The sequence below is a fragment of the Belnapia sp. genome (assembly GCF_059504005.1).
The window spans coordinates 19636-38428 of record NZ_JCACHU010000025.1 but is presented as its reverse complement, the minus strand read 5'-3'; the positions used below and the strand labels follow the sequence as shown (position 1 = coordinate 38428).

Sequence of the window (18793 nt, the reverse complement as noted above, 5' to 3'; positions counted from 1 at the left end):
CGTCAGTTCGGGGCCGCGGTGGGCGGCAGGCATTCGGGGCGGTCGCGCGTCTCGGGCGGCAGCAACCGCCGGATGCCGCGCCGCGTGCGCTCCGCCTCGCATTGCGCGCGGATCTGCTCGGGCGTCGGGTTCACCGCGCAGCCGGCGAGGCCGAGCAGGAGAAGGAGGCGCCGCGTCACCGCATCTCCTCCCGCCGCGCCGCGATCAGCAGCGCCGGCAGCAGCAGCAGGTGGCAGAGGATGATGAGGATGACGGCCGCGATCGGCTCGCCGGGCGAGGCGTACCAGGCGGAGATGCTGTTGACGACGAGGCCGATGCCGAAGGCCCGCCAGGCCGCCTGCCGCGCCGTGCCGATGCGCCGCAGCACCATCGCCAGCACGGCGAGGCTCAGCCCCGTCCAGGACAGGGCGGCGAGTGCGATGAGGAAGAGTGTCATGCCTTATGACCCTCGCTCACCAGTTTGACGGCGAGCAGCCCGAGCGCCGCGCCGAGCACCCAGCGCTGCACCGCCATCCAGCCCGGCCGCGTGCCGAGGAAGCGCGCGACGCCCGCGGCGCCCGAGACCAGCAGCGCATCGCAGCCCGCGCAGATCAGCACCTGCACCACCCCGAGCACCGCCGCCTGGGCGAAGGCATCCCCCCGGCCCGGGTCGATGAAGGGCGGCAGCACCGCCATGTAGAAGAGCGCCACCTTCGGGTTGAGCGCCGCCGTGGCGAAGCCGACGGAGAAGAGCCTCGTCGCCGGCTCCCGCGGCATCGCCTTCGGCGCGAAGACCGGCTGCCCGCCCGGCCTGACGCTCTGCCAGGCGAGCCAGAGCAGATAGGCCGCGCCGCCAAGCCGCAGCACGTCCCAGGCATAGGGGATGGCGAGCAGCGCCGCCGTGATCCCTGCCGCCGCGCAGAGCATGATGGCGAGTGACCCCGCCTGGCACCCGGCCAGCGAGACCATCCCCGCCCCCGTCCCCTGCGCCAGCGAGCGCGAGACGAGGTAGAGCATGTTCGGCCCCGGCGTCACCGCGAGGCCGAGGGAGAGCGCGGCGAAGACGAGGAGGGTGTCGGCGGAGGGCAAGGCTCAGCCCTGCACCGAGAACCCGCCATCGACCGGGATCGCCACGCCGGTGATGAAGCCGCTCGCATCGCTGCCGAGGAAGGCCGCCAGCCCCTCGAAATCCTCCATCGTGCCCCAGCGCCCCTTCGGCGTCCGCGCGAGCACGTTGTCGTTCAGCCCCGGCATGTCGCACCTAGCCTTGCGCGTCAGGTCGGTGTCGATCCACCCGGGCAGCACGGCATTCACCGTGATCCCATCCGCCGCCCAGGCGACGGCGAGCGACTTGGTGAACTGCACCACGCCGCCCTTCGACGCCGCATAGGCGATGTGGAAGGGCAGGCCGAAGATCGACAGCATCGACCCGTTGTTGATCACCCGCCCATGCCCGCTCGCCTTGAGATGCGGATAGGCCGCCTTGGAGGCGAGGTAGGCGCTGGTCAGGTTGGTGTCGATCACCGTGTGCCAGTCGGCCTCGGCATAGACTTCCGGCCGGTTGCGGATATTGGTCCCGGCATTGTTGACCAGGATGTCGATGCCGCCGAAGCGCTCGGCGGTCGCCACCACCATCGCCTCGATGCTGGCGCCGTCGGTCACGTCGACGATGACCGCATCCGCCTCAGCGCCGAGCGCCTTGAGCTCGGCAACCGCCGCCGCGTTCTTCTCGGCATTGCGCCCGGCGACCATCACCTGGGCGCCGGCCTTCGCCAGCCCCCGCGCGAAGCCGAGGCCGATCCCGCCATTCCCGCCGGTCACCAGTCCGGTGCGGCCCTTGAGGTCGAACATCATGCCCCTCCCTTGTGCTTCTCGATCAGCTCGACGAAGCGATGGAACAGGTGGTGGCTGTCCGTCGGCCCCGGCGAGGCTTCCGGATGATACTGCACCGAGAAGGCCGGGCGATCGGTCGCCATCAGCCCCTCGTTCGAGTTGTCGAAGAGCGAGATGTGCGTGACCTTCACCGCCTCGGGCAGGCTCTTGTCGTCCACCGCGAAGCCATGGTTCTGGCTGGTGATCTCGACCCGCCCGGTGGCCAGGTCCTTCACCGGCTGGTTGGCGCCGCGATGGCCGCGGTCGAGCTTGTAGGTCCTGCCCCCCAGCGCCAGGCCGAGCAGCTGGTGCCCGAGGCAGATGCCGAAGATGGGCACCCGCTTCTCCAGCACGCCCTGGATCGCCGGCACGGCGTATTCGGCGGTCGCCGCCGGGTCGCCAGGGCCGTTGGAGAGGAAGACGCCGTCCGGCCCGTGCCGCAGGATCTCCTCCGCCGTCGCCGTCGCCGGCACCACCGTCACGTCGAGCCCGGCCGAGGCAAGGCAGCGCAGGATGTTCCGCTTCGCCCCGTAATCCACGGCGACGACCTTGTGCTTCGCCGCCGTCTGCCGGCCGAAGCCCTCGGGCCAGGCCCAGGTGGTCTCGTCCCACTGGTAGGACTGCCGGCAGGAAACCTCGCGGGCGAGGTCCATCCCCTCGAGCCCCGGCCAGGCAGTGGCCTGCGCCCTGAGCGCTGTGAGGTCGAAGCGCCCATCGGCCGGGAAGCACAGCACCCCGTTCGGCGCGCCGCCGTCGCGGATGCGGATGGTCAGCGCCCGCGTATCCACCCCTGCGATGCCCGGGATGCCGAAGGATTTCAGCCAGTCGTCTAGATGCCGCGTCGCGCGGTAATTGGCCGGCTCCGTCAGGTCCTGCTTGACGACGAGGCCGCGCGCCGCCGGCGTCACCGCCTCGATATCCTCGGGGTTGGCGCCGACATTGCCGATATGCGGGAAGGTGAAGGTGATGATCTGCCCAGCATAGGAAGGGTCGGTCAGCGTCTCCTGATACCCCGTCATGCCGGTGTTGAAGCAGACCTCGGCCACCGGCGCCGCCCCCGGCGCCGTGGTCGCCCCGAAGCCTCGACCCCAGAGGACGCTGCCGTCGGCCAGCACCAGGCAGGCAGTCGCGCCTTCGGGAACGGTCTCGGTCATGGCTGTCTCCGCACGGGGTTCAGGGGTGCCCGGCATGTCGGCGAGGGCGAGGCCGGTGGCGGCGAGGATGGCCGGCCAATGGCGGGCAGGGATGGCCCGCGCCTGCCGCCACTTCCGCACCGCCTCGGTGCCGATGCCGCAACGCGCCGCGGCGGCCTCCGGGCCGCCAAGTTGGGCGATGATCTCTTCGACGGTCCGCATGGCCGGAACATGCGGGAAGGGACTTCCCATTTCAAGCCGGAGGCGAGCTTTGGGAAAAAACTTCCCATTCCCATCTCCCTCCTGCCCCATGCTACAGCCCCCATCCCCTAGAGTCGGAGACATTTCCATGGCCGAGGATCTGCGCAGCCGCTTCACCGAGTCCCTCAAGGCCTCGATGCTCGCCAAGGACACGGCCCGCACCTCCACCCTCCGCATGATCCTGGCGAAGCTGAAGGACGTCGACATCGCCGCCCGCCCTTCAGGCGTCGACAAGGTCCCGGACGATCAGATCACCGCCATGCTCCGCGGCATGGCGAAGAGCCGGCGCGAGAGCGTGGAGCTCTACCGCCAGGGCAACCGCCCCGAGCTCGCCGAGAAGGAGGAGGCGGAAATCGCCGTCATCGAGGGCTTCCTCCCCCAGCAGATGGACGAGGCGGCGATGCAGGCCGCCGTGCAGGCCGCCATCGTCGAGGCGGGCGCCACCTCCGTCAAGGAGATGGGCAAGGTGATGGCCGTGCTGCGGGCGAAGCATGCCGCCAGCCTCGACATGGCCAAGGCCGGCCCGCTGGTGAAGGCCGCGCTCGGCGGCTAGCCCGGGGCAGGGGTTGGAGGGTCGATGGCGATCCAGCCCTGCCGCAGCCGCCCCGTCGCGGCCGCGAAGACGAAGTAATGGCCGCCCTGGCCGGGCGGCTGGTCGTGCCGCCGGCTGATCGGCTCGCCGCGCAGCCGGGCCAGCAGCAGCGCCCCGACCCCGCCATGCGCCAGGATGGCGATGTCGCCGCCGCAGCCCGCCGAGGCCGTCACCACCCGCTCGACCGCGCCGATGATCCGGTTCTGCGCATTCGCCGCCCGTTCCCAGCCGCGGATGCTTTCCTCGGGATGGGCGAAGAACCGGTCGGCCACCGCCTCGAACTCCGGCCGCGGCAGGTAGCCGGTGGCCGAGCGGTCATTCTCGCCGAGCTCCGCCAGCACCTCGACCGGAAGCCCGCGATGCCCGGCCAGGATCGCCGCCGCGTCCCGCGCCTTGCGTTCCGCGCTGCACCAGACAGCGCCCAGGCCGGCGACCCAGGGCAGGGCGAGCGCCCGGAACATGCGCTCCCGCCCCCGGGGCGAGAGTGGCCAGTCCGGCACCGGCACCGCCGGGTCGATCAGCACATCGGGGTGGGTGACGAAGTAGACCTGCTGCCCCGGCATGCCCCGCTGGCCCAGGGCATGATCGCCGGAGGCGTGAATCATGCGACGAAGCAACAGGCTGGAGCTGGATCCGCAATCCAGTGGTCGCGGACCATGCCCTAGCGCCGGAACCGCAGGGTCGAGCCCTTCCGCCGCCAGTTGGCCTCGATCGCATCCAGGTCGATCCAGCCCGACGGGTTCGCCTTGCGCGGCTGGTCGCGGAGCCCCGGCTCCCGCTCCCGCCGCCAGATGCCGAGCAGGCGCCCGAGCTCGCCCAGCGGCTCCGAATGGTCGTCGACCCGGAGGTTGATGTCGGGGAAGTCCTCCGTCGTCGTCAGCAGCAGCGCCGCCGATTGCCGCCCGCGCCTGTCGCCCCCCACCGCATCCCCGGCCTCGAGCGCCGCCACCAGCCGCTCCGGCAGCGGCAGGTCGTCGCGGGTGACGAAGGCCGCCACCGTATCCGCCAGCACCGCCTCGCCGGCCAGCATGTTGCCGGCCACGGAGAAGCCCTGCCCCGGCCGGTCGCCGCACCACTCGACGCAATTCTGCCCGGTCCAGGCCGCGCTCCGCCCATGCCGGTCGACGGCATGGATCTGCCGGATGCCGCGCCCCTCATCCCCGGCCAGGGCGCTTTCAATCGCCGCGGTCGGCGACAGGCCGCGTGCCATCCCGTCCAGCACCGCCGGCCCGAGATAGCGGTTGGTCATCGATTGGGTGGAGACGGCGCCCACGCCCGAGCGCACGAAGGGGCAGCTCGCCCCGACCGCGAAGGCGCAGGTCGTCACGGCCACGGCGAAGGCGCCGGTCGCCGGATCATGCGCGACGATGGACCAAGTCATGCGGGTCGTCTTCTCCTCTCAAACCGGAGCTGAATCATATTCCATCGTCCCGATTCCGCCAGCGGTTGCGTCCGCTGCGCCCCGGCGGCACCCTGCCCGGCGCCATGATCGGGGAGGTCACGCCCATGCCGCAAGCGCCCCATGCGCTGCACCGACGCACGCTCCTGGGCGGCCTCGCCCTGCCCATGCTCGCCCGCGCGCAGCCGGCCACGCCCTGGCCGGACCGTCCGGTGCGCCTCATCGTCCCCTTCGGCGCCGGCGGCGCGATCGACACCCTCTCCCGCACCGTCGCCAATGCCTTCCCGGGGCTTGCCAACGGCCAGACCCTGGTGGTGGAGAACCGCGCCGGCGCCGGCGGCACCATCGCCGGCGCCGTCGTCGCCCAGGCCCGCCCCGACGGCAGCACGCTGATGATGGCCGACCTCGCCCCCAACGCCATCGGGCGGGAGCTGCAGCCGAGCCTCGGCTACGACCCGATGCGCGCCTTCACCCCGATCTGCCACCTGATCAACCTGCCGCTCGTCCTGCTGGTCCCCGCCAGCCTGCCCGCGGCCGACCTCCCATCCTTCCTCGACCTCGCCCGCCGCCGCGGCGACATGGTCTATGCCCATCCCGGCATCGGGTATGTCGGCCACCTGGCGCAGGAGCTGCTGCTGCGCCGCACCGGCATCGCCATGACGCCCGTTCCCTATCGCAGCGGCGCCGAGGTCGCCCGCAGCCTGCTCGCCAGCGAGACCAGCAGCAGCATCATCACCGTCTCGACGAGCCTGCCCTTCATCCGCGAGGGCAAGCTGCGGCCGCTCGCCGTGGCCGGGCGGCAGCGCCACCCCTTCCTGCCCGATGTCCCGACCATCGCCGAGGCCGGCGGCCCCGCGCTCGCCGGCTTCGAGGCGCAGGGCTGGCACGGCATCATGGCGCCGGCCGGCCTGCCCGAGCCGCTCGTCGAGGCCGCCAACGGCATCTTCAACGCCGCCCTTCGCCAGCCCGAGGTCGCCCGGGTGATCGAGCAGACCCAGGCCTCGCAGATCGTCGGCGGCAGCCCCGCCGACTTCGCCGCCTTCCTCCAGGCCGAGCATGCCCGCTGGGCCCCGCTCATCCAGGCCGCCGGCATCCGCACGGAGTAGCCCGCTTGCCCGAACCCGTCCCCGCGCGCCCCGCCGCCACCGTCCTGCTGCTGCGCGACGGCCCCTCCGGCCCCGAGACCTTCATGGTCGTCCGCCACCGCGAGATCGAATTCGCCGCCGGCGCCCTGGTCTTCCCCGGCGGCAGCGTCGATGCGGCCGATGCGGAAATTGCCGCCGGCCTCGGCAGCACGGACCCGCTCGCCGCCTTCCGCGTCGCCGCCATCCGCGAGGCCTTCGAGGAGAGTGGCCTGCTCCTCGCCCGCACCGAATCTGGCGCGGCGCTGGACCCCGCCCAGGGCGCCGCCATCGCCCTCGCGCACCGCGAGGCGCTGAATGCCGGGAGAAGCGGCTTCGCTGCCTTGCTCCAGGCCGAGGGTCTGCGTCCGGACATCGACGTGCTGGTCCCCTTCGCCCATTGGGTCACGCCCGCCGACCTCTCCAAGCGCTTCGACACCCATTTCTTCCTCGCTCCCGCCCCTGGCGGCCACGAGGCGACGCATGACGGGCATGAGGGGGTGGACAGCGTCTGGATCTCCCCGTCCCAGGCCCTGGCCGAGGCGGAGGCTGGCCAGCGCACCCTGCTCTTCCCGACCCGGCTAAACCTCCTCCGCCTGGCCGAGGCACAGAGCCTGGGCGATGCGCTGTCGCGTGCCGCCGGCCGCCCCGTCGTCACGGTCCAGCCGGTGCTGGAGGTGGATGCCGAGGGCCGGAAGATGCTCCGCATCCCGGTCGAGGCCGGCTATGGCGGCCCGCTCTTCCCGGCGGGGATGCGGGCGATGGTGCCGCAGGTGCGGACCGCGGGATAGGCGGGCGGAACTTTCCTGCGCCGTCTCGGTTACGTCAGCGTCGTCCGACAGCAAGGAGGGGTTCATGATCGTCAAGTTGTTGGGGATCGCGGCGTTGGCCGCAGCACTCGGAGCCTGCTCGAATTCCGGTGGCCGGCCGGCCGGCGAGCCCCTGGCTCCCACCGCTGCCTCGCCCACCGGCTCGGTGAACAGCATGTCGACCGGCGGTGGGGTGCCAACGCCCGTGCAGCCCGGCGGCGCCGGCGGCGTCGGCAGCGGCAACCAGCCCGGCCGCGCCGGCACGCGCTGACGGGTTCAGGCGGAAGGGCGCTGGCGGATACCGGGGAACTTCCGCCTTACCTTCCGGATTCGGAACGAATAGGATGACAGTCCTATAAACCCCGGAGCTGCGCCCATCCCTCCGCGCCCGTCCAAGGCCTGCCCGGACGCGCCGGAGGGGATTTTGTCCGCGCCCTGCGGATCCTGCTCAGACGCCCAGCCGGTGCGCCAGGTCCTGGAAGTCCCGCGCGACCACGTCCCAGGCCTCGCCAGGCGCCAGGTCGCCCGTCTGCCCCGGTCCATGCTCCGTCGGCCGCGGCACGAAGGCGGTGGCGAGCCCCGCCGCCCGCGCCGCACGCAGGTCGCCATTATGCGCCGCGACCAGGCAGAGCTCTGCCGGCCGGATGCCGAGCACCTCGGCCGTCCGCAGATAGGCCAGCGGGTCCGGCTTGTAGGCCTGCGCCACCTCGGCGCCGAGGATGGCGTCCCAGGGGATGCCGGCGCGCTTCGCCATGTTGGTCATCAGCGCGATGTTGCCGTTGGAGAGCGGCGCGATGATGAAGCGCCGCTTCAACCGGGTGAGCCCCGCCACCGCCTCCGGCCAGGGGTCGAGCCGGTGCCAGGCATGGTTCAGCGCGTCGAGCGCCGCCTCGCCGATCTCGGCCGGCGCGATGCCATGCGCCTCCAGCACCTGCTCCAGGTTCTCCCGGTGCAGCACGTCGAGCCGGGTGAAGCCCCGCCTGCCGCTGCGGATCTCCTCCATCGCCGGCTGGTAGCGCGCCCGCCAGGCATCGGCGAAGGCGTGCGGGTCGATGTCGCCCCGCCCGATCCGCGCGAGGAAGGGCCCCGCCTCCCGCGCGATGCCCTCGCGCCAGTCGACGACGGTGCCGAAGACGTCGAAGACGAGGGCTTTCACATGCTCGAACATCACTTCCCCTCCGGCTGCGCCCACTTCTTGTCGAACTCCCACACCTCGGGGAAGCCCATCAGCTCGCAGATGCGGCCGAAGCCGTAGCTTTCGGAGCCAGGCAGCGCATGGCTGTCGCCCTGCTCCTTGAGGTGGCCATAGACCCGCTCCAGCGCCGCCGCGACCGCGAGGAAGCCGACCGCCGGATAGATCGCCATGGCATAGCCGATCTCGGCGAGGCGCTTCGCTGGGAGGATCGGCGTCCGCCCGCCCTCGACCATGTTGGCGAGCAGCGGCTTCCTGATCGCCTTCCCGATCGCCTGCATCTCCGCCTCGCTCTCCGGGCTCTCGATGAAGATCACGTCGGCCCCGGCCTCGGCATAGGCCTGCCCGCGCCGGATCGCCTCCTCGAGGCCGAGCGTCGTCCGCGCATCCGTCCGCGCCACGATGAGCATGTTCGGGTCCCGCCGCGCCTCGGCCGCGACCTTGATCTTCAGCACCATCTCCTCGGCGGGGATGACGCGGCGGCCCGGCGTGTGGCCGCATTTCTTCGGCATCTCCTGGTCCTCGAGCTGAATGCCGGTGACGCCCGCCGCCTCGTAGCCCATCACCGTGTGGCGGACGTTCAGCAGGCCGCCATAGCCCGTATCGGCATCGGCCACGACCGGCGTGCGGCAGCCGCGGGCGAAGGCGCCGACGCGCCCGACCATGTCGGTATAGGTGGCGATGCCCGCATCGGCGACGCCGAGATGGCTGGCGACCGTGCCGAAGCCGGTGACATAGAGGCTGGTGAAGCCCATCCCATCCGCTACTTTCGCCGAGATCATGTCGAAGATGCCGGGGGCGACGACGAAGCGTCCCGCCTCGAAGGCGGCCTTCAGGCTCGGATGGGCCATGGCGGTGAGTGCTCCTCCTCGGTTAGGCTCGTGCCGTTCGAGGAGGAGCATCCCATGCCGGACGCAGGCGGAAAACCCACGGCGGCCAGCGCCGTCGCCGAGATCGAGGCGGTGATCCAGACCTACTTCGACGGGCTCTACGAGGGCAGCGTGGAGAAGCTGGCCGCCGCCTTCCACCCCGTCTCGCACCTTTACTGGGCGAAGGATGGCGGCGTGGAGGACCTCCCCCGGGAGGCCTGGTTCGAGATGGTGCGGAACCGCCCCTCGGCGGCGAGCCGCGGCCTCGCCCGCGACGACCGGATCCTGATGATGGATATCAGCGGGCCGGAGACCGCCTTCGTGAAGGTCGCCTGCCAGCTGCCGCCGCGCTACTTCACCGACTACCTCGTGCTCAACCGGACGGGCGAGGGCTGGCGCATCGTCAGCAAGGTCTACCGGTTCGAGACGCGCGAGGGCTAGGGCTCCAGCCACAGGCCGAGCGACGGCGCCGCGACCCGGTTCCAGACCGGGCCGCAATCGGCGCCGTGGCGGGCGAGCCAGCGCCGCAGCGGCACGTCGCGCGGCAGACGATGGCGCTCGGCCTCGTGCGGGCGCTCGTCAATGACGACCATCCGCATGCGCCCGCCGCCGGCGCGGCGGGGCAGGCCGGCACGGGTATAAAATCGAGGACCTTAGGCGGAACTGCCGCTTCCTCCGCCCGGGCAAGGCAGAGCGGCAGCAACAGGGCCAACTCCACCAATCCTCGGCGCAGCATCGCCCGCAATCCACCTGTCCTGACCCTTCACCCGGTTCGGCTGTGCCCGGAATGGCGAGCAGCGGGTTGCGCGGCGACGGCTCAGGGCGGAGGCTCGGCCCATGCGAATCATCGTCATCGGCGCCGGCATCGTCGGCCTCTGCACGGCCTGGCACCTCGCGCGCGGCGGCGCGGCGGTGACGGTGCTGGATGGCGGGCCGCCCGGCGGCGGTGCCTCCTCCGGCAATGCGGGGGCGCTCAGCGCCGGCTCGGTCGCGCCGCTCGCCATGCCCGGCGTGCTGCGGCAGGTGCCGGGGATGCTGCTCGACCCGGAGGGGGCGTTGCACCTCCCCGCCCGCTACGCGCTGCGGGCGGCGCCCTGGCTCGCGCGCTTCGTCGCCAACGCCCGCCCGGCCCGCGTCGCCGCCATCGCCGAGGCGCTCTCCGGCCTGCTCTTCGGCGCCATGGAGCAGCACCGGCGCATCCTCGCCGAGGAGGGCGCGCTCGACCTCATCCGGGAGACCGGGCAGCTCTACCTCTACCGGGACCGCGCGCATTACGCGAAGGACGCGGCGGGCTGGGCGCTGCGCCAACAGCACGGGATGCGTCTCGAATTCCTCGAGGGCGCCGAGGCGATCCGCGAGTTGGAGCCCGACATGCGGGGCGACTACGCGCTCGGCGTCTTCATCCCCGACCAGGGCAGCAGCCTCAACCCGCGCCGCCAGGCGGAGGTGGTGGCGCGCGGCATCGAGCGGCTGGGCGGCGCGATCCGGCAGGAGACGGTGCAGGCGATCACCACGGGGGAGGGGCGGGTGACGGGCGTCGCCACCGCCGCGGGCCCGGTCGCGGCGGATGCGGTGGTGCTGGCGGCCGGCGCCTGGTCGGCGCGGCTGCTGGCGCCGCTCGGCATCCGCGTGCCCCTGGAGAGCCAGCGCGGCTACCACGTCATGCTGGCGGATGCCGGCATCTCGCTGCAGCGGCCGGTGATCCCGGCGGACCGCAAGGCCTTCATCTCGCCGATGGAGGAGGGGCTGCGCATCGCCGGCACGGTGGAATTCGGCGGGCTCGACCATCCGCCGACGCCGCGCCGGGCGGAGCTGCTGCTGCGCGACCTGCGCATGGCCTTCCCCCAGGCGCGGGTGGAGGGCGCCGAGGGGTTCTGGATGGGCCACCGCCCCTGCCTGCCGGACAGCCTGCCGGTGATCAGCCCGGTGCGGCGCTGGCCGGGGCTGTGGTGCGCCTTCGGCCATGGGCATCTGGGGCTCACGGGATCGGCGCCGACCGGCGCGGTGCTGGCGCAGGCCATGCTGGGGCCGGCGCCCAATCTCGACCTGGCGCCCTTCGCGGTGGAGCGCTTCGCCTGAGCTCAGGCCGCGGGCGCGCGGAGGTTGGCGAAGAGCATGTTCAGCCCCTCCGCGAGCGTCGGATGCGCCAGGATGCCGTCGCGCAGCGCGGTGTAGGGCAGCCCCCCGAGCATCGCCATCTGCACCACGCTCATCACTTCGCCCGCTGCGGCGCCGAGCATGGTGAAGCCGAGGATGCGGTCATCCTCCGCCGCGACCAGCGCCTTCATGAAGCCGCGGCGCTGCGAGAGGGTGCGCGCCCGCGGCACCACACCCATCGGCAGGGTGGCGAGGCGGTAGGCGATGCCGCGGCGGCGCGCCTCGGCCTCGTCGAGGCCGATGCGGGCCAGCTCCGGGTCGGTGAAGACGCAATAGGGGATCATCCGGTCGGCGGTGCTGCGGCCGCCGCCCTGGATGCCGCTCTTCGCCACGCGATAGTCGTCCAGCGCGGCATGGGTGAACATCGGCGTGCCTGCCGCCTCGCCGAAGGCCCAGATGCCCGGCGCGCTGGTCCGCAGGTGCTCGTCCACCCGGATGAAGCCGCGCGCGTCGCGCTCGACGCCGGCGATCTCGAGCCCGATCCCCTCGGTCCGCGGCCGCCGCCCCGCCGCGACCAGCAGGTGCGAGCCCTCGAAGCTGCGGCCGTCGCCGAGCCGGATGGCGACCTGCTCGCCGGAGCGGCCTTCCACCACCATGTCGCGCGCGCCGAGCGCCAGCTCGACCCCCTCGGCCTCGAGCAGCGCCTGCAGCGCCGCCGAGACGTCCGGATCCTCGCGGCCGGCGAGCCGTTCGCCGCGCTCGATGACGGTGACCTCGGCGCCGAACCGGCGGAAGGCCTGCCCCATCTCGAGGCCGATATAGCCGCCGCCGAGGACGAGGAGGCGGCTGGGCAGCACGTCGAGCGCGAGCGCCTCGACATGGGTCAGCGCCGCCGCATCGGCGAGGCCGGGCACGGGCGGCATCTCCGCCACGGTGCCGAGGTCGAGATAGATCCGCTCCCCCGTGACCCGCCGGACGCCCTCCCGTCCGTCCACCTCGATGACGCGCGGCTCGACGAAGCGGCCCCAGCCAAGCAGCAGCTCGAGGCCGCTCGCCCGGAAGGCATTGGCGTTGAACTCCACCATGCCGGCGACAACCTCGGCGGTGCGCGCGGCGACGCAGGCCATGCTGGTGGCGGCGTCCGTGGCCTCCGTGCCGAACTCCGCCGCGTGGCGCACCAGATGCGCCACCTCGGCGCTGCGGATGAGCGCCTTGCTGGGGATGCAGGCGATGTTGATGCAGGACCCGCCGATCAGCCCGACCTCGACCATGCCGACCCGCCGGCCGGCCTTGGCTTGGTCCATCGCCAGGGTCTTGCCGGCCTTGCCGCCGCCGAGGACGAGGATGTCGTAGTGCTCCGCCATGGCCGCCTGCTTCCCCTCGATGATGGATGTGAGGCGCGAGCCTAGAGCATGACCGCCGAAGGCTGGAGTCATGCGGCAGGACAACAGGCTGACGCATGATCCGCGATCCCGTGACCGTGGATCATGCCTTGGCGCGGATCGGCCGGGGCTAGTAGCGGAGCCGGTCCGCCGGCGTCGTCAGGTAGCCCTGGCGGCGGACATAGACGGCACCTTCGCTGGTGACCGCGCCGGTCGCCATGTTGCGCTCGGTATTGCCGATCACCGTGTCGGGCTGGCCGGAATACTCGCCGCCTGCCTGAAGCCCGCCGGGGCCGCAGGCGGCGAGAGGGAGGAGCAGGGCGGCGACCAGGAGCGGCTTCATGCCCCTGGAGGTGGTTCTCCGCCCGCTCCGATGCAAGCTACTGCGCCGCCGCCAGCGCCGGTGTGGGTGCCGCGGGCGTCAGGTGGGAGACACGCGGCAGCACCTCCTCCTGCAGCAGGCGGAGCGAGTTGCGCCAGGCGGCCGGGTTATCCTGGTAGTCGAAGCCGAAGACCAGGAGCTGGCCGAAGCCGCCGACCTCCTCGTAGATCTGCTCCAGCCGCTCGGCGACCGTCTTCGGCGAGCCGACCAGCCAGTTGCGGCGGGCGCAGTACTCGACGGTGACGTCGCTGTCCGGCACCTCGGGGCTGTGCTTCAGGTATTCCTTGAAGCCGAAATTGGAGAGCAGCGGCAGGAAATACTCGCCCATCATCCGCCCCATCATGGAGCCGACCGAGAGCCGCCAGGCCTCCTCATCCGTATCGGCGACGAAGACCTCGCGCACCAGGCGCCAGTCGCGCCGGCTCGGCGTGCGGCCGGACTTGCGGGCGCCGGCCTCGACGCTGTCCCAATGGCTCGTCACATAGCCTGGGTTGAGGTTGAGGCTCATCGGCAGGAAGCCGTGCTCGCCCGCCATCTTCAGCGTGTCGGAATTCTTGGAGAGCCCGGCGACGCCGATCGGCGGGTGCGGCGCCTGCAGCGGCTTGATGTGCGGCTTGAGGAAGCCGAACATCGTGTCGGGCTTGTCGACCTTCCAATACTTGCCGTCGTGGTGGAAGGGCCCCTCCTGCGTCCAGAGCTTCAGGATGATGTCGAGCGCCTCGCGCGTCATCTCGCGGTTGGTGCCGGACATGCCGTCGACATTGAACATCGCCCAGTCGCTCGGCAGGCCGCTCGCCGCGATGCCGAAATTGAGCCGCCCCTCCGAGAGGTGGTCGAGCATGGCGACGCGGTTGGCGAGCTCCGCCGGGTGGTGGTAGGGCAGCAGGAAGCCGCCCGGGCCCATGCGCAGCCGCGTCGTCTCCTTCAGCGCCTGGGCGATGAGCAGGTCGGGGGAGGGGTGCGGCTCCCAGGGCGCGGTGTGGTGCTCGCCGACCCAGGCCTCGGAGAAGCCGAGCTCGTCGAGCCAGCGCAGTACCTGCAGGTCGAAGTCATGCCCTTCCTTCAGCCCGCGTTCCGGCGGGTGAGACGGCATCATGAAATAGCCGAATTCCATGGCGTCCTCCTCTCCGGCTTGGTGCCGGTTGCGGAGGATGCTGGCGCCACGCGCGGGCGCGGCGCAAGCCCGAAGCTCACAACCAAACGTGAGCGGCTACACCATCAACCGCAGGATGGCCTCCACATCCGCCGTGCCGTTGACCTTCCGCGGGTTGGTGGCGATGGGCGGGCCGCCATCCCATTTCGCCGCCAGCGCCGGGATTTCCGCCTCGGCGACGCCGACCTCGCCGAGCGTCGTCGGCAGGCCGAGGCCGCGGATGAAGCGGCGCAGCGCCTCCGACGCCGTGCCGCCGCCGAGGATGTCGGCGACGACCCGCTGCTGCGCGGCATTGGCCGGCTCGTTCCACTGCATCACCGCCGGCAGGCCGAGGCAGGAGGTGATGCCATGCGGCACGCCCCGCCCGCCGCCGAGCAGGTAGCCAATGCCATGGCTCGCCCCGACCGGCACGCCGGCCCAGCCGCCCATGACGGAGAGCCACATGGCCTGCTGCGCCGCGGCGCGGGCCTCGAGATCGTCGCCCCGTCGGTGGATGGCGGGCAGCGCCACGGCCAGCATCTCCAGCGCCTGGCGCGAGACGGCGTCGGAGAAGGCCGCGCGCTCCAGCGCGCAGAGCCGCTCCGCCGCATGGTCGACGGCGCGGATGCCGGAGGAGAGCAGCAGCTCGCCCGGCGTCTCCATCGTCGCCGCCGGGTCGAGCACCACGGCGATCGGCACCTGCATCGAGTGCAGCGCGCGGTACTTGCGCCCGGCCGCGATGTCGGTGAAGCCGGCATGCGGCGCGAATTCCGCGGCCGAAAGGGTGGTCGGCACGGCGGTGATGCGGGGCGAGAGGCCAGGCTCGTCCCATTGCTCGGCATTGGCGCCGCGAGAGGTGGCGAGGCCGAGCAGCGCGGCCGGGTCGGCGAGGCCGCGCCAGACCGCGGCACAGGCGACCTTCGAGCCGTCGATCACGCTGCCGCCGCCGAGCGCCACCACGCGGTCGGCCCGCGTCTCGCGGAGCAGGGCGGCGAGGGCGAGGACGTCCTCCACCGGGGAATGGGCGCGCATGGTGGCGAATTCGCCGGCGAGCTTGGCCCCGATGGCGGCGCGCGTCGCCTCGGCGATGCGGCTGCGGGCCAGCGACCGGGTGGTGGCGAGCACCACGCGCCCGCAATCCGCGAGCTCGGGTGGCAGGGCCTCGGCCACGGGCTCGCCATGGCGGACGCGCTGCTGGGCAGGCCAGGCGTGAAGCGTCATCTCTAGCCTCCCCTCTGGGCCTTGTCGGCCGCGTTGCGGGCGGCGATGCGCTCCCGCGCCGCGGCCCATTCGGCATCACCATAGGCGAAGAGGTCGCGGAAGCCGCCACCATTCATCATCCAGCTCCCGCCATCGAGGGCGATGCACTCGCCATTGATCCAGGAGGGGGCGAGGAGGAAGGCGGCGAGGTTGCCGATATCCTCCGCATTGCCGACGCGGCCCAGCGGGTTGTTGGCGGCCGCCTTCGCCGTCGGGTCGTTGTCGCCGGGGCGGAGGCGGGCATACATCCCCTCGGTCGGGATGGTGCCGGGGGCGATGACGTTGAGGCGGATGCCGTAGCGGCCCCATTCCACGGCGAGGGAGCGCGTCATCGCGTCGATCGCCGCCTTCGACATGGCGGAGGGCACGACGAAGGGCGCGCCGGTGCGGCCCCAGGTGGTGGTGATGGAGACGACGGCATGGCCGCCATCCCTCGCCGCGATCCAGCGCTTGCCGACCGCCTGCGTCACCGCGAGCGTGCCGTGGAAGACGATGTCGCTGACGGCGCGGACGCCGCGCGGCGAGACATCCTCCGTCCGGCTGACGAAATTGCCGGCGGCGTTGTTGATGAGGTGGGTGTAGCCGTGCCCCTCGTCCCAGGCGGCGGCGACCGCGGCCTCCACTGCCTCGGCGTCCTTGATGTCGACGGTGCGGGTGGCGACGCGGCCGGGATGCTGCGCCTCCATCGCCGCCCTCGCCTCCGCGAGCACCGGGCCACGGCGGCCCCAGAGCTCCACCGCAGCGCCGAGCGAGAGCAGCCGCTCGGCTATCATGCGGCCGAGGCCGGTGGCGCCGCCGGTGACCAGCACGCGCTGGCCGGCGAAGAGGTCGTCTCGGAACATGGCTGGATCCCTCCCTCGATGCGTCCCCGGGAGACTGCCCGAGCCGTGCCGCCCCGGCCAGGACGCCCGCCGCATCCCCGAATGTCCGCGCAATCCTGTGGCGTAACGAATCTTGCGGGCTTGGCGTGTGGATTGGCGGTCTCGCGGTGATGTGGCCCGCATCTTCAGCCCGTCGCCGATCTCGCGGAGGATTCCCATGGCCACGCGAAGCGCCGCCAAGGCCGTTGGCCGGACCAAGCCGGAGCCCAGGACCACCCCGCGCGGGAGCCCCGGGCCCGAAGGAATGCGTGCCGAAATCCTGCACGTCCTGCGCGCGGTCGCCCTGCTCATCGGCATCGTGCTCGCCCTGGGCTGGCTAGTGACTTGAGCCGGGCGCGATCAGGCGGCAGGCTTGCGGGATGAGCGCACCCTCCCCCTCCGGCCGCCCTGTCCTGCTCGTCACCGGAGGCGGCCGCGGCATCGGCGCCGCCGTGGTGCGGCTGGGCGCGGCGCAAGGCCACGACATCCTCTTCACCTATCGTACCGATTCGGCCCGGGCCGAGGCAACGGCCGAGGCGGCGCGGGCGGCGGGCGCCACCGTCGTCGCCCTCCAGGCGGATGTCGCCGAGGCGCAGGGGCGGGCGCGCTGCTTCGCCGAGCTCGATGGGCGCTTCGGCCGGCTGGATGCGCTGGTGAACAATGCCGGCATCACCGGCCCGGCCGGGCGGCTGGACGAGACGCCGGATGCGGTCTGGGAGGAGGTGCTGCGCATCAATCTCCTCGGCCTCGTCGCCTGCAGCCGCGAGGCGATCCGGCGGATGTCGACGCGCCATGGCGGCCGGGGCGGGGCGATGGTTAACATCTCCTCCCGTGCCTCCGGCCTCGGCGGCGGCGGGGAATGGGTGCACTACGCCGCCAGCAAGGGGGCGGTGGATACGCTGACCCTCGGCCTTGCGAAGGAACTGGCCGCGGAGGGCATCCGGGTGAACGCCGTCAATCCCGGGTTGATCGATACCGAGATCCACGCCGCCGCCGGCCTGCCGGACCGCGTCGCCCGCATGGCCGCGGGCGTGCCGATGGGCCGCGGCGGCAGTGCCGAGGAGGTGGCGGAGGCGGTGCTCTGGCTGCTCTCCCCGTCCTCCGGCTATGTCACGGGCGCGCTGCTGCCGGTCAGCGGCGGACGCTGAGGCGGTGATTGCCGCTATACCCGCTTCGCTATGGCGTCGGCGGCCGACGAGCTTCATCCTGCCCGATGCGCGCCTCCTTGCCATCCTGGCGGAGGACGCTCCCTATGGCGACGTCATGACCGGCAGGGACCGAGCTTAGGCCCCCGGCGCTAGCGCATGCAGTCTGAATTCCGCCCAACCCGGCCAAGGCGGTAAGATCTCCACGCCCCGCCTGCCGTGACGGGCAGAGCCCTTGATCATCCTGCATGGCTGGAGCCGGGCCAACTCTGGCCCGGACGGGCCCTCGCCTAGACCGCCGGGCGCAGGTCCTTCGGGAAGGCCTTCTCATCCAGCACCGGCAATGCGTCGGCGACGTGGCGGATACCGGCTATGGTGCAGGGCGCATCCGCCGCCTCGACCGTCGGGTTGAAGGACAGGCCGGCAGCCAGGCCGCGCAGCACAATGCGCGCCTTGGCGAATTCCTGCTCCCGGAGGAGCTGCACCGCCAGCTTCACCTGGCGCCGGATCAGCCGCGCCACCGCGCGGGGCCCCTCGAAGCGCCGCTTCATGAAGACGTCGTTGCGGATGCGGTGGAAGTGGTAGTTGATGCGGGCCGGGTTGCGCTCGGTCCGGATGTCGAGCACCCCCGCGAGCTGGCGCACATGCAGCGCGCGGCTGGCGCCGACCAGGTAGCCGGGCCGGTCCTGGCTGACACGCAGGGTGAATTCCGAATCCTCCCCCCAGATGAACATCGCGGCGATGGGCAGGCCGTGCCGCGTCAGCGTCGCCCGGGGGAAGAGGTTGGAGACGAGCGCAGCGCGTGTCACCGGCACCAGGCCGTGGTTCAGCAGGTCCGGCCAGTTCTCGTAGGCGAGGGCATTGGGGCGACGGTCCAGCTCCGGCACGTTGGTGACCTCGCCGCCCGGGGCGCGGGCGAGGGAAGTGAGGTAGGCAGGGCTGATCCCCCGCCCCTCCAGCGTCTTCCCCGCGACGAGGAGGGCGGCCAGCGCATCCGGCTCCGGCAGGACGTCGTCGTCCATGACCCAGATGTAGTCGGCGCCCGTCTGGTAGGCGAGGCGCATGCCGAGATTGAAGCCGCCCGCAGCACCGATGTTCTCGCGCAGCACATGCAGGTCGACGCGGCCCGCCCAGCGCTCCGCCACCATCTCCGCAGTGCCGTCCGAGCTGGCATTGTCGACGACGACGATGCGGTCGCAGGCGTGGCTCTGTGCCGCAACGGCTTGCAGGCACTCCTCCAGCAGGGCACGGCGATTGTAGGTGAGAACGACGGCACAGACCTTGGACATCATAAACGGCCTCCGCCGG

24 protein-coding genes are annotated in these 18793 nt (G+C 72.0%); 8 read left to right on the top strand and 16 right to left on the bottom strand.

The window, feature by feature from the left end; translation table 11 throughout:
• Positions 1 to 2: 2 nt before the first annotated feature.
• The 5 genes from AC5JJ1_RS04145 to carA are packed head-to-tail and all read right to left on the bottom strand — an operon-like array spanning position 3 to position 3206.
• Positions 3 to 179, bottom strand: a complete 177-nt coding sequence (locus AC5JJ1_RS04145; protein ID WP_495783849.1) for a hypothetical protein — start codon at positions 177 to 179, stop codon at positions 3 to 5.
• Positions 176 to 436 (bottom strand): hypothetical protein, encoded by a 261-nt coding sequence (locus tag AC5JJ1_RS04140; protein WP_495783848.1) that lies wholly within the window; start codon positions 434 to 436, stop codon positions 176 to 178. Before AC5JJ1_RS04140 ends, AC5JJ1_RS04145 begins: the two co-directional genes overlap by 4 nt.
• The gene (locus tag AC5JJ1_RS04135) at positions 433 to 1068 is read right to left on the bottom strand and encodes a LysE family translocator (RefSeq protein WP_495783847.1); all 636 of its coding nucleotides are present in this window, start codon (positions 1066 to 1068) and stop codon (positions 433 to 435) included. Before AC5JJ1_RS04135 ends, AC5JJ1_RS04140 begins: the two co-directional genes overlap by 4 nt.
• A gap of 3 nt (positions 1069 to 1071) precedes the next feature.
• Complete coding sequence (locus AC5JJ1_RS04130) at positions 1072 to 1833, bottom strand: SDR family NAD(P)-dependent oxidoreductase (RefSeq protein ID WP_495783846.1); 762 nt, start codon at positions 1831 to 1833, stop codon at positions 1072 to 1074.
• Entirely contained in the window at positions 1830 to 3206 is a 1377-nt protein-coding gene (gene carA, locus AC5JJ1_RS04125; RefSeq protein ID WP_495783845.1) for a glutamine-hydrolyzing carbamoyl-phosphate synthase small subunit, read from the bottom strand. The genes AC5JJ1_RS04130 and carA overlap by 4 nt, the downstream gene beginning before the upstream one ends.
• A 127-nt stretch (positions 3207 to 3333) precedes the next feature.
• Between carA and AC5JJ1_RS04120 the strand changes: the two genes are divergently transcribed.
• Positions 3334 to 3798 carry a GatB/YqeY domain-containing protein gene (locus AC5JJ1_RS04120; RefSeq protein WP_495783844.1) on the top strand — a complete coding sequence of 155 codons (465 nt, stop codon included), beginning with the start codon at positions 3334 to 3336 and terminating at the stop codon, positions 3796 to 3798.
• Here AC5JJ1_RS04120 and AC5JJ1_RS04115 read toward each other — a convergent pair.
• Complete coding sequence (locus AC5JJ1_RS04115; protein WP_495783843.1) at positions 3795 to 4442, bottom strand: histidine phosphatase family protein; 648 nt, start codon at positions 4440 to 4442, stop codon at positions 3795 to 3797. The two genes, AC5JJ1_RS04120 and AC5JJ1_RS04115, sit on opposite strands and share 4 nt — an antisense overlap.
• 56 nt (positions 4443 to 4498) lie before the next feature.
• Entirely contained in the window at positions 4499 to 5218 is a 720-nt protein-coding gene (locus tag AC5JJ1_RS04110) for a DUF1028 domain-containing protein (RefSeq protein ID WP_495783842.1), read from the bottom strand.
• Positions 5219 to 5343: 125 nt separating this feature from the next.
• Here AC5JJ1_RS04110 and AC5JJ1_RS04105 point away from each other — a divergent pair, with 125 nt between their 5' ends.
• The 3 genes from AC5JJ1_RS04105 to AC5JJ1_RS04095 all read left to right on the top strand — a co-directional run bounded on the left by AC5JJ1_RS04105 (position 5344) and on the right by AC5JJ1_RS04095 (position 7437).
• The gene (locus AC5JJ1_RS04105) at positions 5344 to 6342 is read left to right on the top strand and encodes a Bug family tripartite tricarboxylate transporter substrate binding protein (protein ID WP_495783841.1); all 999 of its coding nucleotides are present in this window, start codon (positions 5344 to 5346) and stop codon (positions 6340 to 6342) included.
• 5 nt (positions 6343 to 6347) lie between these two features.
• Positions 6348 to 7148: an NUDIX hydrolase gene (locus AC5JJ1_RS04100; protein WP_495783840.1), complete on the top strand. Its 801-nt coding sequence runs from the start codon at positions 6348 to 6350 to the stop codon at positions 7146 to 7148.
• Between the two features lie 64 nt (positions 7149 to 7212).
• On the top strand, positions 7213 to 7437 hold the full coding sequence (locus AC5JJ1_RS04095; protein ID WP_495783839.1) for a hypothetical protein: 225 nt from the start codon (positions 7213 to 7215) through the stop codon (positions 7435 to 7437).
• Positions 7438 to 7614: 177 nt separating this feature from the next.
• Here the strand turns inward: AC5JJ1_RS04095 and AC5JJ1_RS04090 are convergent, their stop codons facing one another.
• Positions 7615 to 8334 (bottom strand): haloacid dehalogenase type II, encoded by a 720-nt coding sequence (locus tag AC5JJ1_RS04090; RefSeq protein ID WP_495783838.1) that lies wholly within the window; start codon positions 8332 to 8334, stop codon positions 7615 to 7617.
• Positions 8334 to 9209: an isocitrate lyase/PEP mutase family protein gene (locus tag AC5JJ1_RS04085; protein WP_495783837.1), complete on the bottom strand. Its 876-nt coding sequence runs from the start codon at positions 9207 to 9209 to the stop codon at positions 8334 to 8336. The genes AC5JJ1_RS04090 and AC5JJ1_RS04085 overlap by 1 nt, the downstream gene beginning before the upstream one ends.
• A gap of 54 nt (positions 9210 to 9263) precedes the next feature.
• Here AC5JJ1_RS04085 and AC5JJ1_RS04080 point away from each other — a divergent pair, with 54 nt between their 5' ends.
• Positions 9264 to 9668 carry a nuclear transport factor 2 family protein gene (locus AC5JJ1_RS04080; RefSeq protein WP_495783836.1) on the top strand — a complete coding sequence of 135 codons (405 nt, stop codon included), beginning with the start codon at positions 9264 to 9266 and terminating at the stop codon, positions 9666 to 9668.
• On the opposite strand, the gene AC5JJ1_RS04075 is transcribed toward AC5JJ1_RS04080, so the two are convergent.
• The gene (locus tag AC5JJ1_RS04075) at positions 9665 to 9820 is read right to left on the bottom strand and encodes a hypothetical protein (RefSeq protein WP_495783835.1); all 156 of its coding nucleotides are present in this window, start codon (positions 9818 to 9820) and stop codon (positions 9665 to 9667) included. The genes AC5JJ1_RS04080 and AC5JJ1_RS04075 overlap by 4 nt on opposite strands.
• Before the next feature lie 244 nt (positions 9821 to 10064).
• Here AC5JJ1_RS04075 and AC5JJ1_RS04070 point away from each other — a divergent pair, with 244 nt between their 5' ends.
• A complete protein-coding gene (locus tag AC5JJ1_RS04070) occupies positions 10065 to 11306 on the top strand; it encodes an NAD(P)/FAD-dependent oxidoreductase (protein WP_495783834.1) in 1242 nt (413 codons plus the stop codon).
• A gap of 2 nt (positions 11307 to 11308) precedes the next feature.
• Here AC5JJ1_RS04070 and AC5JJ1_RS04065 read toward each other — a convergent pair whose 3' ends face one another.
• From AC5JJ1_RS04065 to AC5JJ1_RS04045, 5 genes are all read right to left on the bottom strand, one after another.
• Positions 11309 to 12688 (bottom strand): FAD-dependent oxidoreductase, encoded by a 1380-nt coding sequence (locus AC5JJ1_RS04065; RefSeq protein WP_495783833.1) that lies wholly within the window; start codon positions 12686 to 12688, stop codon positions 11309 to 11311.
• Positions 12689 to 12836: 148 nt separating this feature from the next.
• On the bottom strand, positions 12837 to 13049 hold the full coding sequence (locus AC5JJ1_RS04060) for a hypothetical protein (protein ID WP_495783832.1): 213 nt from the start codon (positions 13047 to 13049) through the stop codon (positions 12837 to 12839).
• 37 nt (positions 13050 to 13086) lie between these two features.
• A complete protein-coding gene (locus AC5JJ1_RS04055; protein WP_495783831.1) occupies positions 13087 to 14202 on the bottom strand; it encodes an LLM class flavin-dependent oxidoreductase in 1116 nt (371 codons plus the stop codon).
• 96 nt (positions 14203 to 14298) lie between these two features.
• A complete protein-coding gene (locus AC5JJ1_RS04050) occupies positions 14299 to 15441 on the bottom strand; it encodes an iron-containing alcohol dehydrogenase (RefSeq protein ID WP_495783830.1) in 1143 nt (380 codons plus the stop codon).
• A 2-nt stretch (positions 15442 to 15443) separates the two neighbouring features.
• Positions 15444 to 16322: an SDR family oxidoreductase gene (locus AC5JJ1_RS04045; protein WP_495783829.1), complete on the bottom strand. Its 879-nt coding sequence runs from the start codon at positions 16320 to 16322 to the stop codon at positions 15444 to 15446.
• A gap of 196 nt (positions 16323 to 16518) precedes the next feature.
• Here AC5JJ1_RS04045 and AC5JJ1_RS04040 point away from each other — a divergent pair, with 196 nt between their 5' ends.
• Positions 16519 to 16689, top strand: coding sequence for a hypothetical protein (locus tag AC5JJ1_RS04040; RefSeq protein ID WP_495783828.1), 171 nt, complete (start codon positions 16519 to 16521; stop codon positions 16687 to 16689).
• A gap of 31 nt (positions 16690 to 16720) precedes the next feature.
• Positions 16721 to 17488, top strand: coding sequence for an SDR family oxidoreductase (locus tag AC5JJ1_RS04035; RefSeq protein WP_495783827.1), 768 nt, complete (start codon positions 16721 to 16723; stop codon positions 17486 to 17488).
• 287 nt (positions 17489 to 17775) lie between these two features.
• Here AC5JJ1_RS04035 and AC5JJ1_RS04030 read toward each other — a convergent pair whose 3' ends face one another.
• Positions 17776 to 18777, bottom strand: coding sequence for a glycosyltransferase family 2 protein (locus tag AC5JJ1_RS04030; protein WP_495783826.1), 1002 nt, complete (start codon positions 18775 to 18777; stop codon positions 17776 to 17778).
• Between the last annotated feature and the right edge of the window lie 16 nt (positions 18778 to 18793).

What these genes read in the sequence shown, in the direction of transcription:
- AC5JJ1_RS04080 (WP_495783836.1), top strand. Translation starts at nt 9,264, where the DNA reads ATGCCGGACGCAGGCGGAAAACCCACGGCGGCCAGCGCCGTCGCCGAG.
- AC5JJ1_RS04055 (WP_495783831.1), bottom strand. Translation starts at nt 14,202, where the DNA reads ATGGAATTCGGCTATTTCATGATGCCGTCTCACCCGCCGGAACGCGGG.
- AC5JJ1_RS04105 (WP_495783841.1), top strand. Translation starts at nt 5,344, where the DNA reads ATGCCGCAAGCGCCCCATGCGCTGCACCGACGCACGCTCCTGGGCGGC.
- AC5JJ1_RS04085 (WP_495783837.1), bottom strand. Translation starts at nt 9,209, where the DNA reads ATGGCCCATCCGAGCCTGAAGGCCGCCTTCGAGGCGGGACGCTTCGTC.
- AC5JJ1_RS04030 (WP_495783826.1), bottom strand. Translation starts at nt 18,777, where the DNA reads ATGATGTCCAAGGTCTGTGCCGTCGTTCTCACCTACAATCGCCGTGCC.
- AC5JJ1_RS04070 (WP_495783834.1), top strand. Translation starts at nt 10,065, where the DNA reads ATGCGAATCATCGTCATCGGCGCCGGCATCGTCGGCCTCTGCACGGCC.
- AC5JJ1_RS04060 (WP_495783832.1), bottom strand. Translation starts at nt 13,049, where the DNA reads ATGAAGCCGCTCCTGGTCGCCGCCCTGCTCCTCCCTCTCGCCGCCTGC.
- AC5JJ1_RS04095 (WP_495783839.1), top strand. Translation starts at nt 7,213, where the DNA reads ATGATCGTCAAGTTGTTGGGGATCGCGGCGTTGGCCGCAGCACTCGGA.
- AC5JJ1_RS04045 (WP_495783829.1), bottom strand. Translation starts at nt 16,322, where the DNA reads ATGTTCCGAGACGACCTCTTCGCCGGCCAGCGCGTGCTGGTCACCGGC.
- AC5JJ1_RS04120 (WP_495783844.1), top strand. Translation starts at nt 3,334, where the DNA reads ATGGCCGAGGATCTGCGCAGCCGCTTCACCGAGTCCCTCAAGGCCTCG.
- carA (WP_495783845.1), bottom strand. Translation starts at nt 3,206, where the DNA reads ATGCGGACCGTCGAAGAGATCATCGCCCAACTTGGCGGCCCGGAGGCC.
- AC5JJ1_RS04075 (WP_495783835.1), bottom strand. Translation starts at nt 9,820, where the DNA reads ATGGTCGTCATTGACGAGCGCCCGCACGAGGCCGAGCGCCATCGTCTG.
- AC5JJ1_RS04065 (WP_495783833.1), bottom strand. Translation starts at nt 12,688, where the DNA reads ATGGCGGAGCACTACGACATCCTCGTCCTCGGCGGCGGCAAGGCCGGC.
- AC5JJ1_RS04090 (WP_495783838.1), bottom strand. Translation starts at nt 8,334, where the DNA reads ATGTTCGAGCATGTGAAAGCCCTCGTCTTCGACGTCTTCGGCACCGTC.
- AC5JJ1_RS04115 (WP_495783843.1), bottom strand. Translation starts at nt 4,442, where the DNA reads ATGATTCACGCCTCCGGCGATCATGCCCTGGGCCAGCGGGGCATGCCG.
- AC5JJ1_RS04050 (WP_495783830.1), bottom strand. Translation starts at nt 15,441, where the DNA reads ATGACGCTTCACGCCTGGCCTGCCCAGCAGCGCGTCCGCCATGGCGAG.
- AC5JJ1_RS04040 (WP_495783828.1), top strand. Translation starts at nt 16,519, where the DNA reads ATGGCCACGCGAAGCGCCGCCAAGGCCGTTGGCCGGACCAAGCCGGAG.
- AC5JJ1_RS04140 (WP_495783848.1), bottom strand. Translation starts at nt 436, where the DNA reads ATGACACTCTTCCTCATCGCACTCGCCGCCCTGTCCTGGACGGGGCTG.
- AC5JJ1_RS04035 (WP_495783827.1), top strand. Translation starts at nt 16,721, where the DNA reads ATGAGCGCACCCTCCCCCTCCGGCCGCCCTGTCCTGCTCGTCACCGGA.
- AC5JJ1_RS04110 (WP_495783842.1), bottom strand. Translation starts at nt 5,218, where the DNA reads ATGACTTGGTCCATCGTCGCGCATGATCCGGCGACCGGCGCCTTCGCC.
- AC5JJ1_RS04130 (WP_495783846.1), bottom strand. Translation starts at nt 1,833, where the DNA reads ATGATGTTCGACCTCAAGGGCCGCACCGGACTGGTGACCGGCGGGAAT.